General features: G+C 37.8%; 18 protein-coding genes. 4 read left to right on the top strand and 14 right to left on the bottom strand.

All coding sequences use genetic code 11. From position 1 onward, the window contains the following. Positions 1-453 precede the first annotated feature (453 nt). Positions 454-1,740, bottom strand: coding sequence for a GTPase HflX (gene hflX / locus ACQKIH_RS12220; protein ID WP_427766372.1), 1,287 nt, complete (start codon positions 1,738-1,740; stop codon positions 454-456). A 414-nt stretch (positions 1,741-2,154) separates the two neighbouring features. Here hflX and ACQKIH_RS12215 point away from each other — a divergent pair, with 414 nt between their 5' ends. The 4 genes from ACQKIH_RS12215 (at position 2,155) to ACQKIH_RS12200 (ending at position 7,393) form a co-directional block, all read left to right on the top strand. Further along, positions 2,155-3,318, top strand: a complete 1,164-nt coding sequence (locus ACQKIH_RS12215; RefSeq protein WP_057986030.1) for a class I SAM-dependent methyltransferase — start codon at positions 2,155-2,157, stop codon at positions 3,316-3,318. 199 nt (positions 3,319-3,517) lie between these two features. Then, a complete protein-coding gene (locus ACQKIH_RS12210; protein WP_057986032.1) occupies positions 3,518-4,138 on the top strand; it encodes a DUF47 domain-containing protein in 621 nt (206 codons plus the stop codon). An 18-nt stretch (positions 4,139-4,156) separates the two neighbouring features. Continuing rightward, positions 4,157-5,173 carry an inorganic phosphate transporter gene (locus ACQKIH_RS12205; RefSeq protein ID WP_427766369.1) on the top strand — a complete coding sequence of 339 codons (1,017 nt, stop codon included), beginning with the start codon at positions 4,157-4,159 and terminating at the stop codon, positions 5,171-5,173. A gap of 108 nt (positions 5,174-5,281) precedes the next feature. Then, positions 5,282-7,393 carry an MMPL family transporter gene (locus ACQKIH_RS12200; protein ID WP_427766366.1) on the top strand — a complete coding sequence of 704 codons (2,112 nt, stop codon included), beginning with the start codon at positions 5,282-5,284 and terminating at the stop codon, positions 7,391-7,393. Between the two features lie 48 nt (positions 7,394-7,441). Here ACQKIH_RS12200 and ACQKIH_RS12195 read toward each other — a convergent pair whose 3' ends face one another. The 13 genes from ACQKIH_RS12195 to ACQKIH_RS12135 form a co-directional block, all read right to left on the bottom strand. Next, on the bottom strand, positions 7,442-7,666 hold the full coding sequence (locus ACQKIH_RS12195; protein WP_057986039.1) for a hypothetical protein: 225 nt from the start codon (positions 7,664-7,666) through the stop codon (positions 7,442-7,444). An 18-nt stretch (positions 7,667-7,684) separates the two neighbouring features. Next, on the bottom strand, positions 7,685-8,146 hold the full coding sequence (locus ACQKIH_RS12190) for a hypothetical protein (protein WP_057986211.1): 462 nt from the start codon (positions 8,144-8,146) through the stop codon (positions 7,685-7,687). A gap of 154 nt (positions 8,147-8,300) precedes the next feature. Continuing rightward, on the bottom strand, positions 8,301-9,389 hold the full coding sequence (locus ACQKIH_RS12185) for an AI-2E family transporter (RefSeq protein WP_057986212.1): 1,089 nt from the start codon (positions 9,387-9,389) through the stop codon (positions 8,301-8,303). Positions 9,390-9,498: 109 nt separating this feature from the next. Then, a complete protein-coding gene (locus tag ACQKIH_RS12180; RefSeq protein ID WP_427766362.1) occupies positions 9,499-11,196 on the bottom strand; it encodes a M3 family oligoendopeptidase in 1,698 nt (565 codons plus the stop codon). A gap of 95 nt (positions 11,197-11,291) precedes the next feature. Further along, a complete protein-coding gene (locus tag ACQKIH_RS12175) occupies positions 11,292-13,031 on the bottom strand; it encodes a methyl-accepting chemotaxis protein (protein WP_427766359.1) in 1,740 nt (579 codons plus the stop codon). Positions 13,032-13,235: 204 nt separating this feature from the next. After that, positions 13,236-13,955 (bottom strand): YebC/PmpR family DNA-binding transcriptional regulator, encoded by a 720-nt coding sequence (locus tag ACQKIH_RS12170; RefSeq protein WP_427766357.1) that lies wholly within the window; start codon positions 13,953-13,955, stop codon positions 13,236-13,238. 168 nt (positions 13,956-14,123) lie between these two features. After that, positions 14,124-14,717, bottom strand: a complete 594-nt coding sequence (locus tag ACQKIH_RS12165; RefSeq protein ID WP_427766355.1) for a lysophospholipid acyltransferase family protein — start codon at positions 14,715-14,717, stop codon at positions 14,124-14,126. A 66-nt stretch (positions 14,718-14,783) separates the two neighbouring features. Beyond that, the gene (locus tag ACQKIH_RS12160) at positions 14,784-15,671 is read right to left on the bottom strand and encodes an NAD-dependent epimerase/dehydratase family protein (protein WP_427766352.1); all 888 of its coding nucleotides are present in this window, start codon (positions 15,669-15,671) and stop codon (positions 14,784-14,786) included. A 3-nt stretch (positions 15,672-15,674) separates the two neighbouring features. Continuing rightward, entirely contained in the window at positions 15,675-16,514 is an 840-nt protein-coding gene (locus ACQKIH_RS12155) for a putative RNA methyltransferase (RefSeq protein ID WP_427766350.1), read from the bottom strand. Positions 16,515-16,636: 122 nt separating this feature from the next. Beyond that, positions 16,637-17,518 (bottom strand): polysaccharide deacetylase family protein, encoded by an 882-nt coding sequence (locus tag ACQKIH_RS12150; protein ID WP_427766347.1) that lies wholly within the window; start codon positions 17,516-17,518, stop codon positions 16,637-16,639. Between the two features lie 338 nt (positions 17,519-17,856). Further along, the gene (locus tag ACQKIH_RS12145; protein WP_427766345.1) at positions 17,857-18,615 is read right to left on the bottom strand and encodes an SDR family oxidoreductase; all 759 of its coding nucleotides are present in this window, start codon (positions 18,613-18,615) and stop codon (positions 17,857-17,859) included. Between the two features lie 123 nt (positions 18,616-18,738). Continuing rightward, positions 18,739-19,413 carry a nuclease-related domain-containing protein gene (locus ACQKIH_RS12140; RefSeq protein ID WP_427766342.1) on the bottom strand — a complete coding sequence of 225 codons (675 nt, stop codon included), beginning with the start codon at positions 19,411-19,413 and terminating at the stop codon, positions 18,739-18,741. 124 nt (positions 19,414-19,537) lie between these two features. Then, positions 19,538-20,260, bottom strand: a complete 723-nt coding sequence (locus ACQKIH_RS12135; protein WP_427766339.1) for a YjjG family noncanonical pyrimidine nucleotidase — start codon at positions 20,258-20,260, stop codon at positions 19,538-19,540. Positions 20,261-20,335: the final 75 nt, after the last annotated feature.

The following is a 20,335-nucleotide window of genomic DNA, read 5'->3' as shown; positions in this document are numbered from 1 at the left end:
CTACTTCAACACTTACCTCAGCACAAACAACAAGTGCTGTTTTTACAACATGAATTTTCACATTGTGCAAGCGTCCCCAATTCACAATTTAGAGGGGTCCCTAAAGAGATTGAATCTTCACTTTATAATATTATATACCACAACAACTCGTTTACAGTACATATCTTTTATTATTCCTTTTCTACACAATTAAAAACCTCCATTTTTCAATTATGCATTTTATAGCATCAAGATTTGGAGTAATAGTTCGGTTCATTTCCACTATCGAACGAACGTTACAATACCAATGAAAACAAGCTCAATTTGCACCTAGCTTACTCTCTATAAAGATAAGATTTCTCTGCAAAATAAAGTGAAGTAACAAAGACATAACTTGTTCATAACTTCCCTTTATAAGGGAAAACAAAAAGCTATTTTGATTTTATTGTCAAAATAACTTTTCAGTACGCCTATTTATTTCGTTACATAAGATTCATATTTTTGATAATCCGCTTCCTGCAATTCAAGTGTAAGCAATGTTCCTTCTTCTTCATAAGCTGTTTCCAAAATCGTCGCATACTCATTCAAATAAGAAACAATAGCCCCTTGATCATACGGGATGAGCATTTTACACGTTTTATAATCCGCAAATACTTGCTTGCGAATCAACTGTACGAGTTCATCTAAACCAACGTCCTCTTTTGCCGAAATCCAAATATTATCACCACTTACGAGTGGATATTCTAAATTCGCTAAATCCGACTTATTATACACATAAAGCGTTGGCACATCTTCCACTCCAACTGCCTTTAACGTATCGTTTGTCACGTCCGTCATAAAGCGGTATTCTTCGTTCGAAACATCAACGACATGTAGCAGTAAATCTGCATCTCGCGCTTCTTCTAACGTAGAACGGAAAGCCTTCACTAAATGGTGAGGAAGTTTACTAACAAATCCAACTGTATCTGTTAGTAAAAACGATTTATTATCCGCAAGTTCAATGTGACGAACAGAAGTTTCAAGCGTTGCAAATAGCATATCTTTTTCAAATACTTGCTTCGTTTCATCTTGGCCAATTTTAGCAAGGAGCTGATTCATAATGGTCGACTTTCCTGCGTTCGTATAGCCTACAATTGAAACAACAGGTATCGCATTTTTCCGACGCTGCTTACGCTGTGTTTCACGTTGTTCTTTTACCACTTCTAAATCTTTTTTTATCTTTGCAATTTGATCCTCAATTTTACGACGATCAAGTTCGAGTTTCGTTTCACCAGCACCACGGTTTTTAAAGCCTCCGCCCGTGCCCCCACCTTGACGTGATAACGAAGCATGTAGCCCAACTAAGCGTGGCAGCATATATTGTAATTGAGCAAGCTCGACTTGTAACTGTGCCTCACGCGTTTTGGCACGTCTTCCGAAAATATCTAAAATAAGCATTGTGCGGTCAATTACTTTACATGCTAAATCTCGTTCTAAATTGCGAATTTGAGATGGTGAAAGTTCATCATTAAAAATAACAATATTCGCATCTACTTCTTCATAAAAGGCTTTAATTTCTTCGATTTTCCCCGTCCCAACGTAATGCGATGATGTGACGCGTTCTAAATTTTGCGTGACTGTACCAACGACTTCAACATTTAAGGCATCTGCTAAATTAGCGAGTTCCTCCATTGAGTAATCAAAATGATTATCCTTTTGTAAATTTACACCTACTAATATGCCCTTTTCTACTAACGTTTCAACGTCTTTCATTGAATTCATTATGTTTCCTCCTTACACAATCATTTACACCTCGTTATTTGATTTCATCGTAACATACATATCAATTACGCCCCAGCGTAATTGCGTCCAGATTTTTTCGAGCTCGCTCATTAAGGAAGTTAGCCTAAGTTCGTCGCGTCCATGTGACAACGGCTAACTGACCTGCATCACGCAGGCCTCCTTAAAAATCTGTGACATCCGCCGGGGCTTGGGTCAACACAATGTTGATCACAAAGGCGTTGTCACAGGACGTGACGGGTTTAGCCTTTGTTCCCCATTTCAGCTGAATCAAGTTAAAAACCCTGTACAATCGCATCACTATTGATCATTGTGATAAACTAGAAGGAATACGATAAGAGCTGTTTATACATATTTGAGTAGAAAAAAACAGCTCTCTAAGAAAAGGCGGTCACTATGGAATTCCAACAAATGAAGGAGCAAATTATTACGCTCCTAAACTCCAAAACACTTGTGCAAGCAACAATTAGTCAGCCACGTCAAAAATCAAATGAACTGAAGCGCGTTCGACTAAAACCAATCGAATTACGTGGTGCATATATGATTCAGCTTGAATATCAGTATGAGCGTATTTTAAAGCATGAAAACATCTCACCCGAGGATTTACAGCAACAGCTTGATCTATTATTTGAACAGTTTCGCCAAATGCATGCAGAGTTTTCTGAGCAAACTGTTCAAATTCAGCTTTCGAAAAAAAATAAAGTCCTTTGGAAATCAGACCAAACTTCGTCAACAAAACAAATTAACTTATCACATAACCGAAAAAAGCAGTATTTACTTGATGAATCGCGTATTTATCCGTTTTTAGTACGTTTAGGTGTGCAATCCGAGGATGGTCAAATTAAGAAACAAAAATACGATAAATTTAAGCAAATTAATCGTTTTGTTGAATTTATCGATGACTCCCTTGCGCATTTACCAAAAGACCGTCAAATTCGTATTTTAGATTTTGGTTCAGGAAAATCCTATTTAACGTTTGCCCTTTATCATTATTTAAAAATCGAAAAGGGATTCAATATTCGTGTAACCGGACTTGATTTGAAAAAAGAAGTCATCGAGGAATGTAATCGAATTGCACAAGATTTACACTATGAAGATTTACAATTCCAAGTTGGGGACATTAATGATTATAATGACGAAACTGCTGTTGATATGGTCGTTACACTACATGCCTGTGATGTTGCGACAGATATGGCTTTAGCGCGTGCCGTTAAATGGGGGGCAAAAGTTATTTTAAGCGTTCCTTGTTGCCAACATGAACTAAATCGCCAATTACAAGTTCCCGATTTAAATATAATGACGCAGCATGGCCTCATTAAAGAACGCTTCGCCGCGCTCGCTACTGATTCAATCCGCGCTGAAATTTTATCACTCGTCGGCTATGAAACGCAGCTATTGGAATTTATCGATATGGAAAATACACCAAAGAACATATTGATTCGTGCATATTTCACAGGCAAAACAGCTACAGCTGAACAACGACAAAAATACGATGCATTTGTACAATTTTTAAATGCAAAACCATTTTTAGAAAACGAACTTCGCGATTTACTTAGCTAAGTAACCATTTATCTAATAACTGTTAGAAAATGCTGAACCTCTCATTTCAAATGTAGATACTAGGTGATTTCCTTATGTTACAGAATTGTAAAGATTCATTCATTTGTGTTAAATTTTGTGTAGAAATTGCGCAGATTTTGTTATGATAAGTAAGTTAAAATTTAGATATGATCGATTATTTATATTCAGGAGGCATTCCATGTTTAGTTCAAAAAAACAAGATCCATTCTTTTTAGCCCTTCATAAAATTGCTGAAAATATGCGCGAAGCTGTGCATTACGCGAATGATTTCCGCATTGAATCCGTCGCAGATTTAAAAGAAATAAGCGTCCGCATGAAGCAATATGAAACAGCTGGTGATAAATTAATTCATGAACTAATCGTCATGCTCAATAAGTCATTTATGACCCCTATTGAACGTGAAGATATTTTAGCACTTGCGATTCGCATGGATGATATTTTAGATGGTACAGAAGGCACGATTGCACACTTTGAAATGTTTTCATTAATCGAAGTAGATGAATCAATGCGTAATTTCTTAGGCTATATTGTCAAATCAGCTGATGAAATCGTCAAAGCAATGGATTTACTTAATAAAAAGGATCTTGTAGGTATGCGTCAACATGCGATTCTTATTAAAGATTACGAACGTGAATGTGATGAAGTATTACGTTCATCCATTAAGCAACTGTTTTTAAATGAAAAGGATCCAATCCGTTTAATTAAATTTAAGGATATTTATGAGCAACTTGAAGAAATTGCTGACTATTGCCAAACAGTAGCTAACACGATTGAAACTATCATTATGCGCAACGCATAATATTTGGGAGTCCTTATATTGAATACACTTTTAATTATTACAGTATTAGTCGTTATATGTGCATTAGTTTTCGACTTTATCAATGGTTTCCATGATACAGCAAATGCAATTGCTACCTCAGTTTCTACACGTGCATTACCACCGCGCGTTGCTATAATAATGGCGGCAATTATGAACTTCTTAGGGGCAATTACATTTGTTGGTGTAGCAAAAGCGATTGCATCAGACATTGTTGATCCTTTTGCTTTATCAACGCCTGAGGCACCACTTATTGGCTCGGTTGTTATTTTAGCAGCTTTACTTTCCGCGATTACTTGGAATTTAGTCACTTGGTACTTCGGTATCCCATCCAGTTCATCGCACACATTAATTGGTTCGATTGCTGGTGCTGCAATTGCTGCTTCTGGATTTGGTGTTTTAAATTATAGTGGCTTTAGTAAAATTATTATTGCCTTACTAGCATCACCAATTATCGCCATCGTTGCGGGATATTTAATGATGACTTTATTCAAATTTTTATTTAATGATTTTAATCTTTATAAAACAAATAAGGGTTTCCGTATTATGCAGATTTTCACCGCGGCCATTCAATCCTTTACTCACGGTACAAACGATGCGCAAAAAGCAATGGGTATTATTACAATGGCTTTAATTGCTGCAAACTGGCAAACGACTGATGATGTACAAGGTTGGGTGCGTTTAGCCTGTGCGATTGCAATGGGCTTAGGTACTTCTATTGGTGGTTATAAAATTATTAAAACAGTTGGCGGTAAAATTATGAAGATTCGCCCTGTAAACGGAGCTGCAGCTGACCTTTCTTCTGCTACCATTATTTTCAGTGCAACACTCATCCATCTTCCTGTTTCAACGACACATGTTATTTCATCTGCAATCATGGGTGTTGGGGCAGCACAAAATGTGAAGGGCGTTAACTGGGGAATTGCTCGTAAAATTGTCACAACATGGGTGATTACAATGCCAATTTCTGCTGTTATGGCAGCGATTATTTACTCTATAATTAGTCTTATTTTTTAAGCTGAAACAAAAGTAACGATTGTTGCTTTTGTTTCAGTTTTTTATTTTTACTTTTCTCCTTAAAATCTATTACACTAGTAGTATGTGAAATAGAAAGGCGGAATTTGTATGAAGCAACTAGCACATTTCATCACGAAATTTGCAAAGCCGATTTTATTATTTTGGGTTCTATTATTTATGATTATGGTTTACTTTGCCATTCAACTTCCTTCAAAATTGCAAGGTGATGGCTTTTTCGTTGATGGTGATCATATTCGTGTGACCGAAGAACTTTCAGAAACATTCGACATCCCTGCTAAAACAATCTTTGTGCTGTTTAAAGATAAATCGGATGCAGAAATCGAAAGTACGTTACAACAACTAAAAGAGATTGAACAAATGCAATCTATCACTTCTCCAATTGGGGTTGAAGCACTAAATCGAGATGGTTATGCCTATGCGCTACTAGATTTCGATAACACCATTGTTGATTACTTCCCAATTATTGATGAGATTCGTTCGGTTATTGATGATGAACAAGGGATTTCCATTACCGGAGAACCTGTTATTTCGAAGGATATTAATGAGGCAAGTCAAAAGGATTTAATGAAGGCTGAAGCAATCGGTGTGCCAATCGCATTAATCGTTTTACTGCTTGCATTCGGTACGGTTGTTGCTTCACTTTTACCAATTTTGATTGGTGGGGCTACAGTAATCATGGCACTCGGTATGCTGACATTATTAGGCGATACGTTTAATCTTTCTATTTTCGTATTGAATATCGTACCGATGCTTGGTTTGGCGCTTTCTATTGATTTTGCTTTACTATTTATTAACCGCTATCGTGAAGAACGTGTGCATTTCTCTGTCGTTCAATCAGTACAAACAGCTATTCAAACAGCTGGACGGTCCATTATCTTCTCCGCGCTCTGTGTCATGATTGGCTTAGGTGCAATGGTCGTCATTGAAGTAGAAATTTTTCAAAACATCGCATTAGGTGGCACAATTGTCGTATTTTTAGCGGTACTATCTGGCTTAACTTTACTACCAGCAACAATTGTTTTACTAGGTGATCGATTAAATAAATGGCGTCTTTTCCGCATTAAATCATCTGCTTCACGTTGGCAAAGTTTTGCGGCATTTGTTATGAAACGTCCTACACTTATCATTATCGTAGCACTTGGTTTATTAGGTATCGCGATGGTTCCGATTAAAGATATTAATTTAACGATTCCTTCAACCGATGCCTTGCCCGACTCATATGATGCGAGACAAACATATGACACTCTGAATAAACAATTTGACATAGGCGCTGAAACACCCGTATTTTTACTAGCTGAAAATGATTCCGATTGGGATTCAACTGAAGGTCGTGAAAAAATATTTGAAATCCAAGAGAAACTATTAGCCGATCCACTTGTAAAAAGCGTCACTTCGATGTTTACCGTAGCGAATATGGACTCGGTTGACATGTGGGAAATGGCCAATAGCAATCCACAAGCACCCGGCGCACTCGATCAAATTGCCGAAAACTTTGTCCAGGATAATAAAATGTACTTAGTTGCCTATTTAACAGCAGACGGGGCATCTTCAGAGGCACAGCAATTTGTTCGCGAATGGTCGGAAAAAGATGTTGGCGTGGAAATCGGGATTGCGGGGCATTCGAAGTTCAGTCAAGAAATATTTGATGAAATTTCAGATAAAATCGTTCTTGCTTTAACGATTATTATTATTTCTACGTTTATTATTTTAATGGTTGCTTTCCGCTCTATTTTAATTCCATTGAAAGCGATTATTATGAACATTATTGGACTTGGTTCGACATTTGGAATTCTCGTTTACATTTTCCAATACGGTCATTTTGGCTTAACGGAAGGAACGATTGTACTTATCATCCCCGTTATCGTATTTTGTCTCGTATTTGGACTGAGTATGGACTATGAAGTTTTCTTAATTTCCCGCATACAAGAAGAATATTTAAAAGGCTCCAGCAATACAAAAGCCACAGTGGACGGGCTTGTTTCAACGAGTAAAATCATTACATCTGCAGCGCTCATTATGATTGTTATTACAGGTGCATTTGCCTTTACAGATGTTATGCCTGTTAAGCAAATTGGTGTTGGGATTGCTATTGCCGTTGCGATTGATGCATCCATTATCCGCCTCATGCTCGTGCCAAGCTTTATGAAATTACTTGGTGATTGGAACTGGTGGCTACCATTTACAAAAAATAAAAGATAACGAACAAAAGGCAGAAACGTTGGTTTAACAACATTTCTGCCTTTTTCGTCAACTAATTTTAATTAGCTGCTCATAATGGTGCATCGCTGATTTTGTATAGCTTGGCTCGTTTGTTTCATCATCTTGTCGGTCTTTTTGTTGCTTTGGATCCCATACCATATAAAAAGCTTGAATGGCGATTACAATGATAACCGTTGCTGCAATAATTGTCCCGATAACGATGAATCCCATTTTTTTACCGGAAACTTCTTTTGATGTTTCTGCTTGTGCCATACTTTTTCCCTCACTTTATTATTTTGAAGGTCGGAATCCTTCTTCACGTAAATAGGCTACTGCATCGTCACGCGTTCCAAATGATTCTTCCAAATTGCGCTGATGATAAATATTCCATGAACGATTATTAAATTCTAGCTCTAATTTCGCACCTTCACGAGAAGCCCAAATTTCAATAATTGGCGAATCATCAATTTCCTCTGATAAATACTCAATAGCATCCGCCAAGATTGCGCGTAATGCCGCCTCACTATAATCACGAATATTCACAAGCCCTTTGTCATTGGCTTCCTTTTCGTATTTCACTAAATCTCCGACAAAGACAAAACCATTGCCGTTTGGATGGAGTTTCTCTACCACGATGGATTTTTCATATAACGTTGCTTCAAAGTGATAATTTAAACGCTTTAACGAAATTTCCTTTTTCGTTAGCGTTGGAAATGTTTCAATGATGGCTTGCTTTTGTTCAAATGTTAGCATTGTTTGCTCCTTTAATTTTGCATTCTTAATTATTAAGTATAACGCGTTCGTCGCAAATAAAAAAGCGAAGCCTACGTTTGTCACATAGGCTCCACATTTATCCTCCGGGAGACTAATTTCTTTCAGCTGATATTTATAATCCCGCTGAAAGAAATTAGACCGTTTTTGTTGCTGCTTCTTTAATACTTTTTCGTTCATGGTAAATATTTTGTACGATTACTTTAATCACTGCATACGTTGGAATGGCTACCATAATCCCAATAAAACCTGCAATATTACCCGCTGCAAGCACTAAAGAAATAACGGTTAGCGGATGGATATCCAAGGATTTCCCCATGATATTCGGGGTAATTAAATTACTTTCAACTTGCTGGGCAATTAATGTAATAACACTTACCCATACAACCAACATAGGGTCCTGGATGAGTGCCACTATAATAGCTGGTACAAGTGATATCCATGGACCAATGAACGGTATCATATTCATGAAAAATGAAAAGATCGCGAGCAATATGGAATATTCCAAATCAATAATGAGGTATCCGATAAACATCATCGTTGCTAGTAAAAAACTAACAAGCACTTGTCCTTGTACATAGCTACGCAACACTGTATCGATATCTTCCATTGTTTTCTTCAACCATGTACGGCGTTTCCCAGAAAATATATCATATATTTGTGGAGCAAATTTCTCATGATCCTTCAACATAAAAATGAAGAAAAATGGCACTAATATTAATGTAAACGTCACCGAGACCGCACCACTTACAAACGTCACAAGATACTTACTACTCGTAACTGCAATATTTTGAATGGAGCTCGTTATCGTTGCAACAAACTCCTCAACTTGAGGTGGTAAGCCCCCCCATTTTTCCCAATTTTCCAGCACGTAATTGATTGCCTCTTCTGTTTGATAAGCAATTGTTGGTGCATTCGCTACAAGATTATTTACTTGATTCGCAACAGGTGAGCCGACTAATAATAACAACCCTGTTACTGCACCCATCAAGATGAGGACAATCGTTGTTAAACTCCCCCATCTCGGTATTCCCTTCTTCTCTAACAGTCTTTGTAAAGGCTCAGCCACATAGTAAAGTACGCCCCCGAGCAATACTGGAATTAAAATTGTCTTAAATATAATGACAATCGGATTGAAAATGGCATGGATTTCAATAAAGTATTTTATAATTAATAGCATAATGATTATCCCAATGCCGACTTGGAACCATATTTTTCTCGTCATAATTTGCTTTCTTCCTTTCAATAATTTCCTCTTAGTTATGTATTAGAATGCCACAAAGTGGGATGAATTACAAAAATCCGCTCAATTAATTTGAACGGATTTCGCAATTTTATAAGCTTTTATCGTCTACTGAATTTAAATAGTCCTCAATCGTTCCAATAACTGATTCTACACAGCCACCTTCAAAAGGAGAAATTAAGCCCGCTTCACGTACAAGACCTGTAAACGATTGTGAGCCACCTAAGCTACATAAGTTCGCGTAATCTTTCCATGCGGCGTCAAAATCTTCACGTGAACGTTTCCAAAATTGGAAGGCACAAATTTGCGCTAATGTGTAATCAATATAATAGAATGGGCTATTGTAAATATGCTGCTGACGTTGCCAAATAGCACCTGATTCTAAAAATTCATGACCATCATAATCACGATGCGGCAAATATTTCTTTTCGATTTCCTTCCATGCCACATTGCGCTCTGCTGGTGTCATCTCAGGATTTTCATAAACAACATGTTGAAATTCATCTACCGCAACTCCGTATGGTAAAAATAATAAGCCACTACTTAAATGGTCAAATTTATATTTTTCTGTTTGGTGCTCAAAGAATAGTTCCATCCACGGCCATGTGAAAAATTCCATACTCATCGAATGAATTTCACATGACTCATACGTTGGCCATAAATATTCTGGAATGCCAATATCACGGCTTGAATATACTTGGAAAGCATGGCCCGCCTCATGTGTTAAAACGTCGATGTCTCCTGATGTGCCATTGAAGTTTGAGAAAATATAAGGTGCTTTATAGTCCTCGATAAATGTGCAATAGCCTCCACTTTCTTTCCCTTTCTTCGCAACTAAATCCATTAAATCATGGTCAATCATAAAATTGAAAAATTGCCCTGTTTCCTGAGAAAGTTCCTCGTACATCTTTTTACCGTTCGCTACAATCCAGTCGGCATCCCCTTGAGGCACAGCATTCCCTGTTAAAAACGATAAACCTTCATCGTAAAACTTAAAGTCCTCTACCCCAATTCGCTCTGCTTGGCGCGCATATAACTTCGTCGCAATTGGCACAATAAATTGACGCACTTGCTCACGGAAATTGGCTACCATACTCGCATCATAATCAATACGGTTCATATTCACATAGCCTAGCTCCACATAGTTTTTAAAGCCTAGCTTTGTTGCAATTTCGTGACGCAATTTTACCAATTGATCATAGATGGAATCAAATTGCCCTTTGTGACTTGCAAAGAATTCCGCACTTGCTTCACGAACAGCTTTACGCACACTACGATCTGTTGATTCCCCGTATGGTCCTAATTGAGCAAGTGTTAATGTTTGCCCATCAAACTCAATTTGCGCAGAGGCCACAAGTTTACTATATTCAGAAGATAATTTATTTTCTTTTTGCAACAGCTCAATTACTTCTGGTGAGAAGCCTTTTAATAAATTTTCTGCTAGTGCAAATAATTGCGCGCCCCATTTCTCTTCTAGTTGTGCGCGAAATGGTGATTTTACGAGTTCCGTATAATAGTTAAACGTTAGCTCATCTGCTACTGGACTTACTTCATCAAAAAAATCACGTTCTTCTTGGTAAAAGGTATCATTCGTATCAACCGATGCACGGATATAAACGAGATTTGCCATCGTTGAAAATCCGTTACGCATCGTATTAAACTGTTCAATTACAGCGCTTTGATTTTCCACCGTTGATGCGGCTTTAAACTGCTCGATTAACGTCGCTGATTCTTTTTTCATCTCATCTAAATTTGGACGTTTATACTCAAAATCTTTAAAAGTCTTCATTCTTTCACCCCATTATATTATTCGAAATCCGAAATTACTTTTAATTATTCCTCATTCATTTCGTAATTGCAAATAACTCCCATCGACAAATTTCTCTACACAGTGAAACGCCTAATGGATTGTTGCAGACCTGTAATATCATCTGTTAACTCATTTGCTGAAGTAGTTACAAGTGCAAACGCATTTTGCTGTTCTTCAATCGATGCTGTCATTTCATCCGCCATTGCCGAATTCTTTTCACTTATGGTTGCAATACTTTCCACGGAGTCCATAATCGTCACTTTTGAGACATTTAGCTCTTCTACACTTTTCGACACATCACAAATCGCAACGCTAATATGATGCGCAGCCTTTTCAATTTCTTTAAAGGAAATTTCCGTCAGTAACACAGAGTCATTTTGCTCAGAAACAATACGATTTGTTTTACCCATTTCTTCCGTCACTATATGTGTCTCATTTTCAATGCCACGCAGTGTATTTCTGACTAAATCCGTCGCACTCGTCGTTTGGTCTGCCAATTTTCGAACTTCCTCAGCAACGACCGCAAAGCCTTTTCCATGTTCTCCAGCACGTGCCGCCTCGATGGAAGCATTTAGTGCGAGTAAATTCGTTTGGTCCGATATTTCATTAATCGTTCCTACAATCCCTTCAATCTCTCTCACTTTTGACGTAAGTGAACTAAAAATAACTTGCATGCGATTAATTAATTCATAGGATTCATTTGAATGGGTCTTTAACTTTGTTAAATTGCGTATTCCTTGCTCATTCGATTGTTGCAATTGTTCTGAAGAAATTAACATGGACTTATTTTTCTCATGAAGCTGTTCAATGCCCCCTGCAAATTGAACAATTGTTCGATTCGTGATATCCGTGTCTGTTGCCTGCTGTGATGCACCTTTTGCAACTTCATTCACAGCCCTTACAATTTCATCACCGTAAGCATTTGTTTCCTCGGCAACAGCTGTTAAACTCGATGATGTACCTTGTATGTCCATAATCGTATGCTCCACGTTTGCAATAAGTTCTTTTAGTTGTATGCACATTTCATTGAAGCCCTCATTTAAAATACCGACTTCATCTTTCCGCTCCATATGCTCCAAATCTACAGTCAAATCACCTTTTGCCACTTGACGGACTTGACGTGCTAAACGATTAATCGGAAATGCTAAATGGCGTGAAAATAAGATTGTCGCAATCACTGCAAAAACCGTCGAACCAATAACCGTGAGTAAAATAATTTTCAATAACGCCGTTGCAGGTGCATTAAAGTCTTGGAGGTAACTTCCTGAAACGACTATCCAGTCCCAATAAGGTGCCACTATAGAATATGTTAGTTTTGGAGCCACCTGTTCTTTGCCAGGTAAATTAAATTCATAATATGTAAAACCGCCACCTGCATCTGCTTGTGCCTTCACTTCTCGAATAAAATATTCCCCTGAACTATCTTGGTCATTCCATAAGTTATCCCCTTCTCTTGTTGGATGACCTAATAATTCCCCATCATGACCTAAAATATAAATATAACCATTTCCCCCTAAATCACTTGGGTTTGATAATTCTCTTTTACCATCCGCACCCTTTCCCCCTATTAAAGAGGCTAATACCACTTCTTGTGCTTCTTCAACAGATAGTTCTCCAGCTTCCACTCGCTTATTTGTTGCTTCTATTAACTGTAATGAAGATTCCACACTGTTTTTAATAATCGTTTCCCCTAGATTATCCATCCCACTTTTGGCTTGCAAATAACTGATTGAGCCTATAATAACACTAGGAATCATAAATAATAAAAACGAAAAAAGAAATAATTTCCCGCGTATTGTACGTAAAGTACGCATGTTCCCACCCCTTACTTCACTATAAAATTCATAAATCACAATCTAGTATAGCTTACTTATATAGACAAAACTATCTAAAAAGTCACACATCTTACCTGTAAGTCATATATTTCTTTAGAAATTGCGTATAAATTTTACTATGCCGAAAATAATAAAAAATCCAGAAGCATATTACTACACTTCTGGATTTTTAGGGGTATTATATTATTCGCCTAAATCAGCGTTGTGGTAAACACGTTGCACATCTTCTAACTCTTCTAGTGCATCGATCATTTTTTCAAATTTAGTTAAATCATCACCTGTTAATTCAACTTCTGTCATAGCTAACATTGTTAATTCCGCAACTGCAAATTCTTCCACACCTGCTTCTTTAAACGCCTCTTGTGTTGCATGGAATTGATCCGGCTCTGTGTACACAATGATTGTACCTTCTTCATCTAAAATGTCACGTGCATCTAAGTCCGCTTCCATTAAAATTTCTAGTACTTCATCTTCTGATTTACCTTCTACACCAAATACAGCTGTTGCTTGGAACATATGAGCTGCTGAACCACTGACACCCATATTACCTCCGTTTTTGCCGAATGCCGCGCGTACTTCAGAAGCTGTACGGTTCACGTTATTCGTTAAAGCGTCGACGATTACCATTGTACCGCCTACACCAAAACCTTCATAACGTAGCTCGTCAAATTGCTCATCGCCGCCACCTTTTGCTTTATCAATTGCTTTTTCAATAATATGTTTCGGTACAGAATACGTTTTTGCACGCTCTAATACTGTTTTAAGTGCACGGTTTGATTCTGGATTTGGCTCGCCTGATTTTGCTGCTACATAAATTTCACGACCAAATTTCGCATTGATACGGCTAGTTGCTGCGTCTTTACCTGCTTTTTTCTCTTTAATGTTATTCCATTTACGACCCACTGGATTCACTCTCTTTCTTCATATATAAAGTAATATTTCCTATAAAAAAATATGATTTACATTAATTATTATACATAACGAGTAAAAAAAGATAAATTACTATGTACAAATTTATCTTCCCTCACTTGTTCTTCTACCATTAGAAAAACACCCTCATATTGAGAGTGCTTAAGCATGTTTGGCTTTTAATTCATTTGTTAAGCGTTCAAGTTCAGCTTCTAAATGACGGATTGACTCTTCTCGTCCCTCTTTACCACCTTCAACAGAAAATGGTTTCCCGTAAACAAGGTAGCCTTTTTCACGCTTAAATACCGCTTTTACATCTTTCGGACCAATGTAAGCAGCTGGAACAATTTGCGCTTTTGCAAGTTGTGCAATCGTCACTGCACCTGCTTTTAACTCTGTATTTTCTGAGCTACGTGTGCCACTTGGGAATATTCCGACAATCTTACCGTCCTTAATTAACTGGCGCGGTATTTTAATAACACTTGGACCTGGATTATCACGATCTACCGGAAAGGCATTTAGCTTTGTAATGAGCCAACCTAACCCCTTAATATCAAAAAGTTGCTTTTTTGCCATAAAGTGAATTTCGCGTGGCAATACTGATACTCCTAAATTACATATGTCGATATAGCCATTATGTGTGCAGGCAATAACAAATCCGCCTTCTTTTGGTACATTTTCAAGGCCATAAATTTTAGCTTTTGCTCCGTTGACACCTAAAATTGCTTTAACAATACTTGCGATAAATTTATACACGTTTGAATCCTACCTTATTTTTATTATCCTACTATTGTAAGCGAAAATTGCCCTTTAATACAATGTCTACTTTTTTGGCGTCTTCTCTACAATCGCCTCTACTAAAGTAGGAAGCCAATCATTCAACTCGCTAAATACGAAGCCCGCTTGCTGTGCTTTCTCTGTTGTCATATACCATGATGCAGGAATCGCATACGGAGAACGAATTTCGTCCGTTCCAAGCAACGCAATTTTTGCACGCTCACCTGTTTTTTCTTCAATGAGTTCGATTAATTGTTTTAATGAAATATGACCATTCGCTGTTGCATTAATTGGTCCTTCTACATCATTCATCCCAACCCAGGCTAAAAAGTCCGCTGCTTCTGATGCCTGAATAAATGACATTTCAGCATCCATATTCACAAAGCCGATTGGTTCGTTATTAACAATACGCTCAATATGGAAATGTAAGCGTCTCGTATAATCATCTTCCCCCATGACAATCGGAAAACGTACAGCTACAACAGGGAATTTTGCATGTTTATAAAAAACAGCCTCTGCTAATCGCTTTCCTTCCCCATAAGTAAAGTCTGCTGTATCTCCCATAATAATATCATAGTGATGCGGATTAAAGTCTGCTTCGGCATGCGGCTTCCCAGTAGCTTCGTATGTCGAAAGTGTTGAAGTAAATACGAGCTTGCCAATCGAACCATTAAAAATATCACAAAACGCCTTCGCTTCATTCGGTGAATAACAAATATTATCATAGACGACATCAAAATTGCGACCTGCAACAGCTGCTTTGAATGCCGCTTCATCTTGGCGATCGACTTGTAAATGCTCAACTTGCTCACCAAAAGGATTTGTAGAAACACCTCTTGTCACAATTGTTACTTGATGATTTTGTTTTAATAATTGTTCTACTAATTTCTTACCGAAAAACCGTGTGCCTCCGAGTACTAAAATCCTTTTCATCATCTATTCCCCCATGCCAATTAATAAGTCGAAATCAATCGTAATTTCATGTAGTTGAATGTTCTCTTTCTGTTCAATATGCCAGCCCATTGGTGTCATTTCAAGCAGTTTAGGTACAAGCTCTTCATTTAAAGGAAGCGTATACGTAATTCTTTTGACCACTGTATTTGCAAAGCTTTCCTTAAAGCGCGCGACCGTTTGCTCATTCGTATAGCTTTCTTTCGTAGAATCCGCAAAAGCTTGCATACGCAATTCTTTTAAATAATTTTCCTGTGGGACAATTTTAAGCACTTTACCACCTGGCTTTAAGAGCCTTTTAAATTCCTCATAATTTGCTGGTGAGAGAATATTTAAAATAGCATCGAATGAACCGGCGTTGTACGGGCTATTTGCTAAATCGCCAACACACCATATTTCATCTGTATAATATTTCCCCGCCGCCAGTATGCCTTCTTTTGCAATATCAATGCCGACACCTGTTGCCTGATCTAGTTGCTGACAAATCCGGTGCAGGTGAGAGCCTTCCCCGCAACCTGTATCCAAAATAATTGGCGTAGGTACTGTAATGGCTTCAGCAATAGCTTGTTGCACCCTATCATATAAGCCACTTTCAATAACAGCATGTCGTGAATCAAAAAGTGCTTTGCTATACATTGAATTGACTGGGCGATGCAATAAGTTAATATACCCTTGCTTTGCTACATCAAATGAATGATTGTTTGTGCAACTCATTTTGCCTTCTTCACTCAGCGCCATTTGTTGTTTACAAATAGGACAGGCAAATAGTTGAATTTGTTTTTTAATTTGTTGAATCGTTAGTTCTCTTTTTGATAATAGGCCCATAATAAACTCTCCTTAATACTTGTTCGATTTTATCGTACCATAATCCTGGGCATTATCGAAAATTCTAAAGAAAAACCCCTCACTCTAAACGCCTTAAAGGACGATAAGTGAGGGGTGACCGACTAACTTTGTAATTTCAGTAATTCGCTCGCTGTTACAAACTCATAATCTTGCTCGATCAAATAGTTAATGACCGCTTCTAAAGAGTCTGCCGTTTCACTATGTATATCATGCATTAATATTATTCCGTTATCCTTTACTTGTTCTTTTACGTAAGCAAGCGTTTTTTCTGGTGTTCGATGCTTCCAATCCATTGTATCCACGCTCCACATCACTGCTTCCATTGATGTTTGACCGCGCACATTTGCATTAGTCTCTCCGTATGGTGGACGATACAAATTCGGATACTTTCCAGACGCTTTATAAATTGCTTCATTCGTTTGCTCTAGCTCTGCTGTAATTTGCGTCCCCGAGAGTTTCGTAAAATTGGCATGGCTCCAAGAATGATTTGCAATTTCATGTCCTTGCTTTGCCGCTTGATGTACGATTTGTGGGTATTTTCCAACATTTTGTCCGAGCACAAAAAAAGTTGCCTTTATATCATTTTGCAGAAGCACTGCTAATATTTTCTCCGTCACGACTGGATGTGGGCCATCATCAAATGTCAGCGCAATTTTTTTCTTTTCACGAACAACTTCATCCGGTTTTTCCTGTGGCTCTACTATTTCCTGTTGTATGATAAAATCAGTTGGCTTACGAATTTCCTGTAGATTATAAAGCGGAATATGCGTTGCTTCATGCTGACGAATTGCGATTAGTTTCGTATCATGCGCGTCATCTATCGTGTTTAAAAACGCAATAAATGCAAGCTGTTGAGTTAAGTTTGGCTGTTTGAGATTCAGTTCTTTTTCCTGGATTTGCGGGCTTGCTTCTATGTCCATTTGTAAAAATACTATGTACATTAATCCGAGCATCGCAACAATTGCCCAAATTTTTTTATTCATTTTTGACCTCCGAATATGTATTACTCATTAGACGTATCGAGAGGGCAAAAAGTTGATAAAAGGGCAAAAAAAATTTATTTTTCCAATAGTGCATAGTAATGAAGCATGTTATTTTGATTTTCTATCAAAATAACATGCTTCCTTTACGTTTTTACTTCTTATTATCAATTACGCCTCGGCGTAATTGCGTCCAGATTTTTTCGAGCTCGGTACCACAGGACGTGGGTCAGTCAGCCGTTGTCACACGATGTGACGTTTTTAGGTTGACTTCCTCTTTCAAGCTCCTCTTAAAAATCTGTGACATCCGCCGGGACTTAACTTGATTCTGCTGAATCAAGTTAATAAGCTGTCCACCCTGCATCTGCTGTAATGACAACACCGTTTACAAAATCCGAATCCGCTGACGCTAAGAATAACGCAACACGGGCAATATCTTCTGGCTCACCGTTTCTCGGATTAAAGTCAGCACCTGCCATAGCGCGGGCAATACCACGCTCACTTGGATTTTGGAAGCTTGCACTAATATTCGTATTCACACCACCTGGAGCAATTGCATTACATTTAATTCCGTCTGTTGCATATTGGAAAGCTGTATTTTTCGTTAATCCAACAACCGCATGTTTTGCTGCTGTATAAGCTGCACCAGCACGTGATCCATATAAACCGCCAACTGAGGCAATATTAATAATTGTCCCTGCCCCTTTTTCAAGGAAAATAGGCATTGCTTGGCGTGTTGCACGCATTACCCCTTTGACATTCACATCAAAAACGCGGTCCCATAACCCATCTTTCACATCACCAACTGGAGAAAAGTCATCCATAATACCAGCATTATTCACTAAAATATCTAATGTGCCGTAGCTGTTTTGTGCGGCTTTAATTAACTTGTGGATATCCGCCTCTACTGCTACATTGGCCGTTACAGCTGTTGCTACTCCGCCTAAAGCTGTAATTTCAGCAACCGTATTACCCGCGCCTTCAAGTGTTAAATCGGATACAACAACTTTTGCTCCCTCTTTCGCAAATAGAATCGCAATCGCTTTTCCCATACCTGACGCAGCACCTGTTACAACTACAACCTTATCTTGTAATCTCATAAAAAAACCTCCTCAAAAGAAATCCTTGCTACCTACTTCTATTCTACATCTATTAATATTTCACCTTTTTTCCCCACAAAAAAACCAAGTAGATTTTTACAATCTACTTGGTTACACTAAAATTTAATTTGAAGAAAGAACAGCCTTTTTCACATTTGATGCACTGTTTTTCACTTGCATCATGCCCTCTAAAGCGGCATAAATTGTTTGAATGTCAGTCTCACTCAAACGTTGCTGTTGTTGTAAGTTTTTCGTCCACTTTTTAATAGACGAAGATTTCATCACATCTACATGTTCAGAAAAGAGCTCGATATTTTGGAAAGAGCAATCGTTTGAAAATAATACCATTGACTCAAATACCTCTTCACTCACTTCAGGTAATTGCCCCTGTAAAGCTAAAGTTAACTTTTCCGTCTCATGTATCGGATTGTTAAACAAATTGGATTTCTTTTTATGTAGTAGCTGCGTCCACTGCATATCTTGTTCACGCCCATTAATCCAACCAGACATTTCTAGCATATTAATTACATAGATACCCGTTTCATGAATAAGCACTGCATCAATCGGTTGTAACGCTTCATTTGTAGGAAGTTGTACATTTACTACTATTTTATGGGGACCCTTTACTTCATCCAATACACTAACAAGCTTATGTGTTGTACGGATTTTTTTATTTGTCCATACATCCAAATAGGAATAACCCGTTAACTTATAAAAGGTTGTATTGTCATGTTGGTAAATTTTCATCGCAAAGTAGCCAAAAATAGCAATAAGTACGACTATAAAAAGTAATGTCATCGTGCCACTCCTTATATGCATAGTTATTCATTAGTTTATCAAAGATTTCCATCCTTTACTATGCTCCTATGGACTACATTCTCTACGTCATTTGACCCTTAAATCGCAGGGCACAATCAAAAAGTCACTGTTTCTCTGTAATTTTCTGTAGAGATTTTGCCCCGTCTAATATAGGGACTAATTGCGATAATGTATCAATCGTATACGTCGGTTGAATCATCGCATTTGCCTCTTTTCGCTTCGGGTTCAACCAGCATGTATCAATACCTGCCCCTGCACCACCAACAATATCCGCGCTATAAGAATCTCCAATGATCATCGTTTTTTCAGGATCAAATTGTGGAATGCGTTCAAAAACATAGTCAAAAAATGGTTTCAACGGCTTTTGATACCCTGTTTCCTCAGAAGCAAACACATGTTTAAAATAAGGAGCTAACCCCGTTACTTGTATGCGCTTTGTTTGTGTTTCTGAAATACCATTAGATGTAACATACAGCTCATAGTTCGGTGCAAGTGATTGAATTAATTCAAACGCACCTTCAACAAACACTTTACTTTCTGCTAAATAGCTTCGGAATTCTGCATCTAGCGCACGGCCATCTACCTTTTCCCCAAGTGCCTCAAATGTTTTGGCAAAACGCGTTGCCATTAATTCTTGTTGCGTAATTTCCCCCTCTTCCAGTGCATGCCAAAGTCCTTTATTAATCTCCTTATACACTCGGTAAACTTCCTCTGTAAGCGGGAATTGATGTGCTTCAAACAGCTTCGGTAAAGCAATCTGTTCAGCTGCATTAAAATCGAGCAATGTATCATCTAAATCAAATAATAAAAACTGATATTGTTTCATTGTATTTCTCCATTTCTATTCATCTAATCTCTTAAATTTATCATAAATATTTCAAATCATTTAACTATTTGCACT

It is taken from the genome of Solibacillus cecembensis, assembly GCF_050272495.1.
Classification (GTDB): domain Bacteria; phylum Bacillota; class Bacilli; order Bacillales_A; family Planococcaceae; genus Solibacillus; species Solibacillus cecembensis.
The sequence above is the reverse complement of the archived record's forward strand: the minus strand, read 5'-3'. Positions and strand labels throughout refer to the sequence as shown.